This is a genomic window from Lactococcus sp. DD01 (genome assembly GCF_001578715.1).
Lineage (GTDB): Bacteria > Bacillota > Bacilli > Lactobacillales > Streptococcaceae > Lactococcus > Lactococcus petauri.
Genome location: NZ_KQ968939.1, coordinates 749,146 through 759,691, shown reverse-complemented (window position 1 = coordinate 759,691; position 10,546 = coordinate 749,146). Strand labels below are relative to the sequence as shown.

Sequence of the window (10,546 nt, the reverse complement as noted above, 5' to 3'; positions counted from 1 at the left end):
GATAGAAACGTTTTTTATTATAAATTAAAGCGATAGCCCACGCCCCAAATAGTTTCGATAGGCTGTGTTGGCGACTGAACGCTTTTGAATTTTTCTCTTAGTCTTTTAATATGAACAACAACAGTAGCAACATCTGTATCATAAATATCCATCTCCCAGATTTGTTCGAATAAGCTTTCCTTGCTCCATACTCGATTTGGGTGTTCAGCTAAAAAGAGCAACAGTTGGAATTCCTTGTTCGTGAGGATGATTTCTTTGTCTAATAAGTAAACCTTATGTGAATCCTTGTGGATGATAAGGTCATCTATCTTAAGAATATCGGAGTTTTCTTTAGGTTTTAAAAGTTTATAGTTCTGGATATGAGCTTTGACTCGTGCCACCAGTTCATTGGGACTGAATGGTTTAATCATATAATCGTTAGCACCCAAGCCAAGTCCACGAATTTTATCAATATCTTCTTTTTTTGCGGAAACAATCATGAAAGGCGTTTGTTTTTTATTTCGAATTGCTTTACAAATCTCAAATCCATCAACCCCAGGAAGCATAATATCCACGATAATTAAGTCAAAATCTAGATTTAGAGCAGTGTTTAAACCAGCTGTTCCGTCTGTTTCAATCACAGCATCCATTCCGTTAATTTCCAAATAGTCCTTTTGTAAGTTGGCGATACTCACATCGTCTTCGATGATTAAAATTTTATCTTTCATTGTTACTCCTTATGCTTTAGGCAGAATTATTATAATACGTGTGCCTTTATTTAAAGTACTTTCGGCATGAACAGACCCTCGATGTTGTTCTACGATTTGTTTGACAATACTCAGCCCTAAACCACTGCCCTTTATCTGAGAAGTGCGCGACTTATCAGATCGGTATAAACGATCGAAAATATAAGGTAAGTCCTCAGGTGAAATACCTCTGCCATTGTCTTCAAATATAAACTGGACACCTTTTGAGGTTTTAAATAAAGTGAGTATAATCTCTAACTGCTGCTCTGCTTGGGCAAATTTAAAACTGTTTTGGATGAGGTTTTGCATAACTCGGTCAAAGTAAGCTGTATCCAACAGCACAGGAAGTTCATCTTGTGGGAGCTGAAGGATAACATTGACATTTTCGTGTCTTGCAATTTCGGATTCAAACTTCTGAATATAGAAGGTAAAGTCGATTTTGCTAAAACTTAAGTTGACACTGTTCATATCTAGCTTCGAGTAAAGGAAGAGTTCATCGCAATGTTTTCCTGCAAACCTTCGACATAACCAAGGATTGAAGTTATCGGTGTTTTAAGATCATGCGAGATGTTGGCAATCAGTTCTTTGCGATTTTCTTCATACTTTTTCTGAACCAGACGTGCAGCTTGAAGATCCGTCCACATCTGGTACAAACTTTCTTTTAGCTGTTCAACCTCTTTTGCACCCTTTGAATCATCAGTAAATGGATTTTCCGTGAGTATATTATCCTGTTCGACCAGATAGCGGGCATTTTTTTCTAGAGTAACTAAGGGTTTGATGACGGTTTTTGAAAGCCGCTTACTGATAAACCAGAAAATAAGAGCAGATAAAATGAGAATGAACAGAATCATCCAGATGCCCCAACGAATGAAGAACTCAAATAAGTTAGTTTGTCTTTTTAAAATTAGAAAATCACCAAAAGTCCCGTCTTCATATCTAAAGCTGTACTTGATGTAATTATAAAAACGTCCATTGTTATCCATCGTGCCTGTCGGATTAAGATTGCTTTCGTCGAACTCAGGCATATGAACCCGAAGTGAAGAAGCTTTCAGCTCTTCGGAATGATAGAGGACATTATTGTCTTTGCGAATGACGATATTAATATTTTGCTTTTCGATGCTCTGAATAATATCTTTGGCTTCGTCCTTTAAAGGAGGCTCAAGAAGATTTGGCGAACTTTTTACCAATGTTTGCAAAGTCAGAAAACTTTGCTTTTCTTGCTCTGAGAGAGGCTGGTTTGTCGTTAACATACTGTAAATATTTTTTATAGAAGGAATCTTACCCAAAGTACTGTAAGATACAACAGAAAAAATTAAGAACACAGAAACTAATGTCACTGCGATAGCACTGATGTAAGTTGTGATAAATCTATGTTTTATTGTCATATAGCTCTTTCTCAACCAAATGCTAAAAGTTTATAATTTGTTCATAATTTAGCCATTTGGAGTTTATATTTGCTTGCTATAATAAATTATACAATAAAAAAGGAGATTATCTTATGAAAGTTCAAAAAATAGTATTGTTCTCATCTGTCTTAGCACTTGGTGTCTTTGCAGATACTTATGTGTCAGATCACTCGACCCAAGCCAATCAGGTGTCTCAACATTCATCTTCACATAAAAACGATTCTTCATTAGGAAATCAATATGAAAAAACATTGTCACAGACAAACTGGCAAGGCACAAAAGTTTATGATGCGCAGGGCAATGATTTAACAAAAGAAAATAGTAACTTCATCGGCCTTGCCAAGTATGACAGCAAAACAGGTTACTATGAATTTTTTGATAAGACAACCGGAAAAACAAGAGGTGATGAAGGAACATTTTTCGTAACAAATGATGGTACAAAACGTGTTCTCATCTCTGCGACACAAAACTATCAAGCTGTCGTTGATATCACAGAGTTGAATCACCACAAATTTACTTACAAACGAATGGGTGTCGATAAAAATGGTCAATCTGTCGAAGTATATGTCGAACATGTACCCTATAAGGCGAAAAATCTTAAATTTACACATGGTCGTGAAAAATTGCATACTCAAACAGGCAAAATTGTGAAGTCAAAGCCCGGCAGTCAAATTCTTGGTAGTACCTTATGGCATGGTACAGTAGTACGTGATGAGCAAGGTAATGACGTGACAAAAGAAAACCAGATGTTTATTAGTCTTGCGAAATTTGATGCACAAACTAGCAAATATGAATTTTTCGATGTCAATACAGGCAATACCCGTGGTGATTTTGGTTACTTTGATGTGATTTTCAAAAATAAAATTAGAAGTCATGTTTCTATTGGTCAAAATAAATACGGTGCAGTATTAGAAATCACCGAGCTAAATTCTCAAAAATTTACTTACAAACGTATGGGGAAAGATGCAGCTGGTAAGGATATTGCGGTCTATGTTGAACATGAGCCATATAGAGGGGCTTTTAATCCAGCATTTACCTTCTAGTAAAAAAATAGAGTATTTTACTCTATTTTTTTTATGCCGATTCAAGGAGGGACAATAGAAAAGCATTTTATTTACATTCATACTTACTGCAGTTTATTAATAAATTCTTGCATAAACATACATATACTTGTATAATAAATCCAAAGAAATACATAAAGAGGAAGAAAATGTCGCAACTTAAAAAAAATAAATTAACAGCAATTTCTTTAGCCCTGATGATTTTTACATCGGTGTATGGCTTTGGGAATGTTCCGCTCGCCTTTTTTCAAATGGGCTACGGATCAATCATTTGGTATATTATTAGTGCCTTAGTCTTTTTCATCCCATTTTCTTTAATGGTCACTGAATTTGGTTCAGCTTTTAATGCTGAGAAAGGTGGTATTTATACATGGATGGAAAAATCAGTGGGGCCATCCTTTGCCATGATTGGTACTTTGATGTGGTATATGTCCTGGGTTATCTGGTTTGTCTCTGTAGGAAACCGTATATTAGTTCCTATTTCTAACATGATTTTTGGCACAACGATCTTACCAAGCACAGTTATTGTGTCACTTTTGGCCATTCTTATCATGTTTCTCGTGACGTTCATTTCGCTTAGAGGGCTTGAAACCATAAAAAAAGTGGCCTCAGTTGGAGGTATTGCTGTTGTTTCACTTAATTTTATTCTCATCATCGGTGCCTTTATTATTTTAGCTAAAAGTGGTTTTCATCCTGCAACGCCCTTAACGATAAAATCCTTGATTTCAACACCAAATCCAACATTGCAACCTACAAGTTTTGTTACTTTTATTGCTTTCTTAGTATATGCTATTTTTGCCTACGCCGGAGTAGAATCCGTGGGAGGACTGGTTGATGAAACAGTGGAACCGAAAAAGAACTTTCCTAAAGGTATCTTACTTTCGGCAGCCATTATTGGTATTGGTTATTCTTTCATGATTCTTTGTACAGGTTTTTTCATTAATTTTGATAAAGACTGGATTCCGGGGATTATGGATGGTTCAGTCAACCAAGGGAACATTACTTATTTTATGATGCAGCAGCTGGGTGAAAAACTGGCAGAATCCTTCAATCTATCTTCTGGTGCTGTACATACTTGGGGAACAGTTTTTGCTCGTTATGTAGGTCTCTCGATGTTTCTCACTCTTATAGGTGCACTCTTTACTTTGATTTATTCTCCCCTTAAACAACTGATGGAGGGGACACCGGAAAAAGTGTGGCCAGGAAAACTTGGAAAAATAGAAAATGGTGTGCCTAAAAATGCTATGAAAGCTCAATTCATCATTGTGACTCTAATGATTTTATTGAATATGGGAATTTCACTCATCAATAAGGGAGCAGCAGATAAATTCTTCCTAGTCATTACTAACATGAGTAATATTGCTTCTAGTCTTCCTTATGTCTTTATCGTCTTTGCTTATATCAAATTCAAGAAAAATCAGGCGATCGAGAAACCTTTCACGATTATGAAAAATCAAGCCTTTGCTATTGGCATCTCTTGGATTGCAGCACTGATGATTATTCTGGCGGATTTCTTTACAATTATTGAACCCGTCATAAATTATCTCCAAGCGCCAGCTGAAATTCCTTTGGGAAGTGTGTATTCGGATATTATCTCAATGATAGCCGGACCAGTTGTCTTCAGTGTATTAGGCTGGTGGCTGATCCGAAACTATAAGAAGCAAAGCATTAAGATATAAAATATCAGGAAAAGACGGAAATCTTTGAAGAGATTATTACAATTTTAGGAAATTCCTAACATTTCTTTGGAAATATTTCTCCCCACAATTTATTTTGAATTGATTAATGATATTATATGCTATAATAATATCCTACTAAAACATGTGAGGAACACAATGGACGATCGAATCAGAATAAGCAGTACATGGCTTGTCATAATAGCAGTTGGTCTTGTTTTATTTAGCTATGGCGCACACTCTCACAAATTATTTTTAGAAGGGCTGGGAGCGATAGCTTCCGTTGGTGCTCTCTTTTGTGGCTTATCGGGTGTAGTTATTCGGTTGATAAGACGAAAGCGTGGACAACGTTTTAAGTAATCCCACAAAAAAGCATCCTTATCTTTTGAAGATGAGGATGCTTTTTCATTTATCGTGAATATTTACCATCGATAAAGGTAATATCGTCTGTGTCACTATATGTACTGTAAGCTTTCACGAGGGAGATTATCCAGTCGGTGAGTGACCAAATACCAAAAGTCATCCAGTTACATAGAAGTTTAAAGATACCCATGCCGATTTGACCACGCATAAAGCGGTCAACGCCAAAGTGTCCAACTAAAAAGTTTCCAATCCAAACAAAAATATGTTTGTTAATCTTCTTTTCATTCATAAAAGTTTCTCCTTGCCCTTTTAGCGTGATTCGCGCACGTATTTCATCCTTCAAGAGACTAGCTTGCGATATGATTTGTTCCTATTTTTTTATCTCTTACTCTTTTCATTATATAGACAAGCTCCCCAAGATTCAAACATTTAATAAAAATTTTTCAATAAAATATACTCTTTCATTTAGCTAATAATAAATACTTTTTGTATCATCCCATACGTGTGATAAAATGAGAGAAGGAGGATAAACAATGGATACAACTCAAGCTCTAGCAAAACTTAAAGCTCTTGTAAACACTTCTTTGTATTATAATAAAGATGTGTATGACCGAGAAAGATTAGAAGAAATGAAAGAAATTCTCTTTGAAATTTCTCAAAAGTTGACCTCTTACTCAAAAAATGAACTGGAATCCTTCTTTAATGAGGATTTAGGTTATGTCACACCCAAAGTGGATGTAAGAGCTGTTGTCTTTGAAGATAACCGTCTCTTACTTGTGAAAGAAAAAGCCGAAGGACAATGGTCTTTACCTGGTGGTTGGGCAGATGTCGGTTATTCCCCCGCAGAAATCGCTCAAAAAGAAGTAAGAGAAGAAAGTGGGCTTGAAGTGATACCGTTACAGTTGTTTAAGTTGGTTGATAAGGCCAAACATCCTTATCCTAAAAGCTTGAATTATGTTTATAAACTCTTCTTTTATTGTGAGCCCAAAACTTTTGAGTTGCATCCGGGATTAGAAACTTCGGAGGCACGCTTTTTCTCGCGGGAAGAAGTTGAAAACTTGCAGAATATTTCTGTGGATCGAAACACACGTGAGGATCTTCTGGAAGCTTTTGAATATCATAATCATCCAACAGCAGGAGCAAGATTTGATCGCGTGCAGTAAAAGGTGGTTCACGAAAATATCAAATATGTTATAATATCATTATTCCATGCGGACGATGAAAAAGATTGGGCTGTTTAGGATGATTGCCCCTATTGAATAAACGATTACGGAGAAATCAGTGGAGATTTTACGTTTATCGAACCAAAAAGTAGCGGGCTGCTGACAGTCCGCATTTTAATTTTTAAAATAATAATGTATGTGCTTGGGATTGAAAAGAATCACCAAAGTGCATAGAGAAAAAGAAATATTGGAGAAACATGAAAATAAAAGAAGTTATATTGGATGAACTTAAAAAACATCCAAAGAGAGCCTATGCTGTAGAAGAACTGGCAATGGAACTTGACCTAACAAAGGCTTCAGATTTTAAACTATTTGTTAAAACTTTAGCTGCTCTTGAAGGGGAAGGATTACTGGAATTTACAAAAAATGGAAAAGTCACACTAGCCGAAGTAAAAGCAGAACTTGTCGGAATCTTCCGTGCTAATGCGAACGGTTTTGGTTTTGTAACAGTGGATTCTGATGAGCCTGACGTTTTTATTCCTAAGGGAAGAACGGCTTTTGCTCTTGAAGGAGATGAAGTAAAAGTCGAACTGAAAAGTAATGCTAATCCTTTAAAAGGCACAAGTGCTGAAGGGGTAGTTACAGAGGTTTTAAAGCGCGCGGTTACTCAGCTTGTCGGAACTTTTGTCAAATTTGACGAAAAAGAACGTCAAGAGTTCAATCGTATCGGTTACGTAAAATCACGCAATAAAAAGTTGCCTTATCATGTCTTTTTGACAGATAAGGGCTTGGTACCAGAAGATAAAGCAGTAGTTCGTGTTGACATTACCGCTTATCCAGATAAGAAAAATCCCAAAAGTATGCAAGGTTTGGCTGTCGAAATTGTCGGACAAGCAGGTGATAAAGGAATCGATGTTCTTGAAGTTTTAGCTTCACTTGGTATTCGTTCTGAATTTCCAGAAGACGTTTTGGCGCAAGCGAACGCTGTACCCGAAGAAGTTGATGAAAAAGATATCATGGGGCGCGTGGACTATCGTAATGAGATTACTTTCACTATCGATGGCGCTGATGCAAAAGACTTAGATGATGCTGTGCATATCAAACGCTTGGGTAATGGTAACTATGAGTTGGGCGTTCACATTGCAGATGTGTCACACTATGTCACTGAAAATTCGCCCTTGGACCGTGAAGCTTTTGAGCGTGGAACATCAGTATATGTGGCTGATCGTGTCGTGCCAATGTTGCCTGAACGACTCTCAAACGGTATCTGTTCACTCAACCCACGTGTTAATCGCTTGACACAGTCTTGTGTGATGGAGATTACGCCAGAAGGAAAAGTCCTTCAATCACAAATAGGTCCTTCCATTATCAAGACGACAGAACGTATGACCTACGATGATGTTAACCTTATGCTTGCTGGTGACGAGGAAACATTAGAAAAATATGCTGCAATTAAAGAATCCGTAGAGATTATGTCTGAGCTTCACGAAGCTTTGGCAGCGATGCGCCGCCGCCGTGGGGCGATTGATTTCGAAACTATGGAAGCACGGATTATCGTTGATGAAAATGGCTTGCCTATCGAAATTCGTAAGCGCAGTCGTGGAACAGCAGAACGAATGATTGAGTCCTTCATGTTGATTGCTAACGAAACAGTTGCAAGCAGTTTTGAAGCACGTCATTTACCAGGGATTTATCGTATTCACGAACATCCAAAAGAAGAAAAAATGACCCGTTTTATCGACTTTGCTGCAACTTTTGGTTTGCAAGTCAAAGGCACTTCGACAGAAGTTAGTCAAAAAGCCTTGCAAGAATTTTTGAAAAAAGTGAAAGGCCAACCAGGAGAAATGGTTCTCTCAACGATGCTTCTGCGTTCGATGCAACAAGCACGCTATTCGGAAGACAACTATGGTCACTTTGGCTTGGCAGCAGAAAACTATACGCACTTTACCAGCCCGATTCGTCGTTATCCTGACTTAATCGTGCACCGCTTAATCCGTGAGATGGCTCAACCAAGTCCAAAGACCATCGAATATTGGGCCGAAAAAATACCGGAAATTGCACAACAATCAAGTAACCGTGAACGCCGTGCTGTCGATGCTGAACGTGAAGTTGAAAAGATGAAAAAAGCCGAATTTATGGAAAAACATGTCGGCGAACAGTTCGAAGGTATTATTGCCAGCGTTACTCGCTTTGGGATGTTTATTGAGCTTGAAAATACTATTGAAGGTTTGGTTCATATTTCTACTATTAAAGGTGAATATATGAACTTCCATGAACGTATGATGGCGCTTGTGGGAGAAAAAACAGGACTTGTCTTCCGAATTGGTCACCCCATCAAAATCCAAGTTACTAAAGCGGATAAAGTTACCGGTGATATCGACTTTGAATATATCAAGAGTGATCTCGATGTTGTCGAAAGTAATTTAAAATCTAAAAAAGAAAAAGGCCCACGCCGTAGACCAAAAGCAAATCGTTCCGAAAATAAAGAGGAACGTAAAGCCTCAAAACACGGAAAAAATTTCTCTGAAAATAACAAAAACAAAAAATACAGAGGAAAATCCAAGGATGAGGATCGAGAACGTAAAAACGATTTCGATAAAAAACCAAATAAAAAGAAAAAGAAGAAGCCTTTCTATGCGGATGCAGCAAAAGGAAAATTCGGAAATAATACGAAGAAAAAATCGAAAAAATAAAAATACTTTAGAGGAGAAAAGCCTATGTCAGAACAATTGAATCTTGAGAAAACGGCCTTGGTCCTGATTGATTTACAAGAAGGCATTGTAAATCGTTCACAGCTTGAACCCTATAGTAAGGAAGAAATTCTTGACAAAAATGATAGATTGCTGGACAAGTTCAAAAATACAGCAGGACTTATCGTTTTTGTGCATGTGAAAAATTATGGGCCAGAAATGCTCACTCCGCTTACAGATACAAATATAAGTGCTTCTGGTCCACTTCCCGACAATTATAGCCAATTTGTTTCTCCTCTGGCTTATGAGGAAGAGGTTAAAAATAAAATCCATGTCAAAAAGCACAATTGGGGCGCTTTTTATGGGACAGATCTCGATGTGCAGTTACGTAGACGAGGCATTGAAAACATTATCTTGACAGGTGTTGCTACAACGATAGGTTGTGATACAACGGCGCGTGAAGCTTATCAACATGGATATAATGTGATTGCTGTTGAAGATGCAATGACAGACTTTAATGGGGTACTACATAGAGGCATCGTTAACGGTATCTTTACACGCTTAGGACGCGTCCGCTCGACAGAGCAAGTCTTGAAGATGATACAGGATTAGACCATAGAGAGCAGTAGGTTTTGGTGATTTGAAAAGTTCAAGATGTAGAAGAGCACAGGCTTTTCTGCATCTTGAGCTTTTTATATTTTTAGACAATTGATAAGAAGTTGGAGAAGATTAAAGAAATCACCGTAACAGTATGTTATTTTTTTCATAAAGTAAAATTGACACATTTTTTTGCTATAATGTTAACGGTGATTTTTTCACATTTATTTGAAAGTGTAAGTAATGATTTAAAGTGGGAAAATGTCCGATAATAAGATAAAAAAGACGGTAAGCCAAACCTTAACCGGCTTAAAATACGGAAGAAATAGAAGATGGCTTATATAAGCTATTTAAGGATATTGAACATGGAAAATAGGACAAGATTTAATTTAACAAGTGGTTGGAATATATTATGCACAATAGCAACCATAGTTGTTTTAGGACTGACCTTTATTTTTATTTTGAACCTCAACCGCTTTACAGGCTACACGGGCGATGATTTTTTGTATCACTTTATCTATACAGGTGCTTGGCCAAGTGAACATCTGAGTGAATATCATAATATTGGTGATTATATTTCAGCAGTCTATACGCACATGACACTATGGAATGCCCGCATGACTTCGATAATTTTCGAAATCTTAGCGATGCAGCTTCCTAAAGGAATTTTCAATATCCTTAATGCCAGTATTTATGTATTGGTTGGGCTGTTATTGAATGTAATAATCAGTGGTAAAAAGGTACTTTTAAAACCTTTGCATCTGACGTTAACTTTTCTGTTGATGTGGTTTTTCATTCCGGGGATGGGCAGCACGGTGCTTTGGGTCAGTGGAGCTGCAAATTACCTGTGGGCCACAGTAATCAT

At 37.2% G+C, this 10,546-nt stretch carries 10 protein-coding genes; 6 read left to right on the top strand and 4 right to left on the bottom strand.

Going from position 1 to position 10,546, the window contains the following annotated elements:
• Nucleotides 1-17 precede the first annotated feature (17 nt).
• From LACDD01_RS03690 to LACDD01_RS03685, 3 genes are read right to left on the bottom strand one after another with little or no spacing between them, the layout of a single operon-like run.
• Nucleotides 18-707: a response regulator transcription factor gene (locus LACDD01_RS03690; protein ID WP_061413244.1), complete on the bottom strand. Its 690-nt coding sequence runs from the start codon at nt 705-707 to the stop codon at nt 18-20.
• 9 nt (nt 708-716) lie between these two features.
• Entirely contained in the window at nt 717-1,193 is a 477-nt protein-coding gene (locus LACDD01_RS12280) for a sensor histidine kinase (RefSeq protein ID WP_231863371.1), read from the bottom strand.
• A 2-nt stretch (nt 1,194-1,195) separates the two neighbouring features.
• Nucleotides 1,196-2,110 carry a histidine kinase dimerization/phospho-acceptor domain-containing protein gene (locus LACDD01_RS03685; RefSeq protein WP_231863370.1) on the bottom strand — a complete coding sequence of 305 codons (915 nt, stop codon included), beginning with the start codon at nt 2,108-2,110 and terminating at the stop codon, nt 1,196-1,198.
• 113 nt (nt 2,111-2,223) lie between these two features.
• On the opposite strand from LACDD01_RS03685, the gene LACDD01_RS03680 reads away from it, so the two are divergent.
• On the top strand, nt 2,224-3,174 hold the full coding sequence (locus tag LACDD01_RS03680; protein ID WP_061413243.1) for a DUF4822 domain-containing protein: 951 nt from the start codon (nt 2,224-2,226) through the stop codon (nt 3,172-3,174).
• 167 nt (nt 3,175-3,341) lie between these two features.
• Nucleotides 3,342-4,871, top strand: coding sequence for a glutamate/gamma-aminobutyrate family transporter YjeM (gene yjeM / locus LACDD01_RS03675; protein WP_061413242.1), 1,530 nt, complete (start codon nt 3,342-3,344; stop codon nt 4,869-4,871).
• A gap of 406 nt (nt 4,872-5,277) precedes the next feature.
• On the opposite strand, the gene LACDD01_RS03670 is transcribed toward yjeM, so the two are convergent.
• Nucleotides 5,278-5,520, bottom strand: a complete 243-nt coding sequence (locus tag LACDD01_RS03670; RefSeq protein ID WP_019291898.1) for an NINE protein — start codon at nt 5,518-5,520, stop codon at nt 5,278-5,280.
• Between the two features lie 244 nt (nt 5,521-5,764).
• On the opposite strand from LACDD01_RS03670, the gene LACDD01_RS03665 reads away from it, so the two are divergent.
• The 4 genes from LACDD01_RS03665 to LACDD01_RS12275 form a co-directional block, all read left to right on the top strand.
• Nucleotides 5,765-6,394 (top strand): NUDIX hydrolase N-terminal domain-containing protein, encoded by a 630-nt coding sequence (locus LACDD01_RS03665; protein WP_061413241.1) that lies wholly within the window; start codon nt 5,765-5,767, stop codon nt 6,392-6,394.
• 257 nt (nt 6,395-6,651) lie between these two features.
• Nucleotides 6,652-9,087 carry a ribonuclease R gene (rnr, locus tag LACDD01_RS03660; protein WP_061413240.1) on the top strand — a complete coding sequence of 812 codons (2,436 nt, stop codon included), beginning with the start codon at nt 6,652-6,654 and terminating at the stop codon, nt 9,085-9,087.
• A 24-nt stretch (nt 9,088-9,111) separates the two neighbouring features.
• On the top strand, nt 9,112-9,696 hold the full coding sequence (locus tag LACDD01_RS03655; RefSeq protein WP_061413239.1) for an isochorismatase family protein: 585 nt from the start codon (nt 9,112-9,114) through the stop codon (nt 9,694-9,696).
• A gap of 350 nt (nt 9,697-10,046) precedes the next feature.
• Nucleotides 10,047-10,546, top strand: a 500-nt coding sequence (locus LACDD01_RS12275) for a DUF6056 family protein (RefSeq protein WP_369814483.1), incomplete at its 3' end; no start/stop codon positions are given.

What these genes read in the sequence shown, in the direction of transcription:
- LACDD01_RS03655 (WP_061413239.1), top strand. Translation starts at nt 9,112, where the DNA reads ATGTCAGAACAATTGAATCTTGAGAAAACGGCCTTGGTCCTGATTGAT.
- LACDD01_RS12280 (WP_231863371.1), bottom strand. Translation starts at nt 1,193, where the DNA reads ATGAACAGTGTCAACTTAAGTTTTAGCAAAATCGACTTTACCTTCTAT.
- LACDD01_RS03690 (WP_061413244.1), bottom strand. Translation starts at nt 707, where the DNA reads ATGAAAGATAAAATTTTAATCATCGAAGACGATGTGAGTATCGCCAAC.
- LACDD01_RS03680 (WP_061413243.1), top strand. Translation starts at nt 2,224, where the DNA reads ATGAAAGTTCAAAAAATAGTATTGTTCTCATCTGTCTTAGCACTTGGT.
- LACDD01_RS03685 (WP_231863370.1), bottom strand. Translation starts at nt 2,110, where the DNA reads ATGACAATAAAACATAGATTTATCACAACTTACATCAGTGCTATCGCA.
- rnr (WP_061413240.1), top strand. Translation starts at nt 6,652, where the DNA reads ATGAAAATAAAAGAAGTTATATTGGATGAACTTAAAAAACATCCAAAG.
- LACDD01_RS03665 (WP_061413241.1), top strand. Translation starts at nt 5,765, where the DNA reads ATGGATACAACTCAAGCTCTAGCAAAACTTAAAGCTCTTGTAAACACT.
- yjeM (WP_061413242.1), top strand. Translation starts at nt 3,342, where the DNA reads ATGTCGCAACTTAAAAAAAATAAATTAACAGCAATTTCTTTAGCCCTG.
- LACDD01_RS03670 (WP_019291898.1), bottom strand. Translation starts at nt 5,520, where the DNA reads ATGAATGAAAAGAAGATTAACAAACATATTTTTGTTTGGATTGGAAAC.